Origin of the sequence: endosymbiont of Ridgeia piscesae (assembly GCF_001443665.1) — a bacterium.
Taxonomy (GTDB): Bacteria; Pseudomonadota; Gammaproteobacteria; order Chromatiales; family Chromatiaceae; genus Endoriftia; species Endoriftia persephonae.
Genome location: NZ_KQ557195.1, coordinates 582 through 1,136, shown reverse-complemented (window position 1 = coordinate 1,136; position 555 = coordinate 582). Strand labels below are relative to the sequence as shown.

Genomic DNA, 555 nt, shown 5'->3' with positions numbered 1-555 from the left:
GACTACCTCAAGGTCAAAGACAGTTTAGAACCGGTGCCGGCAGCTCAACTACTGGAGCGTGCGAGGGATGGTCTGGTGATGGTCCTGGATGTGCGTCCGCCAGAGGAGTATGCAGCGGGACACCTGCCGGGTGCGATCAATATTCCGCTGGAGGAATTGGAAAAGCATCTGGACGAGCTTGATCCTTCTCAGGAGATTGTCGCCTACTGCCGCGGTCCGCATTGTGTACTGGCATTTGATGCTGTCTCCAGACTGCGGGAGCGAGGCGTTAACGCCAAGCGCCTGGAAGGAGGCCTTCCCGAATGGAGACTGGAAGGATTACCTGTGGAGACCTCCTGAAAATATGTCTACCGTTGTGGGTCTAATTTCCCGCAGCTCTCTCCTTTTTATTTTAGTCAGTCACCCTTAACAGACTAATCCTGTCACTCTTGCTACATAGGGAATGATGCTGATTATCCAAAGATAATAGACTCGCACCAAGGTTTACTGAATGCGCTACTGATAACCTGATCAGGGACACTCAAAATCATGAAGAAAGCACAACTCATTTACAGA

Annotated in this window: 1 protein-coding gene; it reads left to right on the top strand. The window is 50.6% G+C overall.

Annotated elements, in window-relative coordinates; genetic code table 11:
- Nucleotides 1–339 (top strand): rhodanese-like domain-containing protein (locus tag Ga0074115_RS15550; protein WP_198295085.1); only part of this gene is annotated, 339 nt, incomplete at its 5' end.
- Between the last annotated feature and the right edge of the window lie 216 nt (nt 340–555).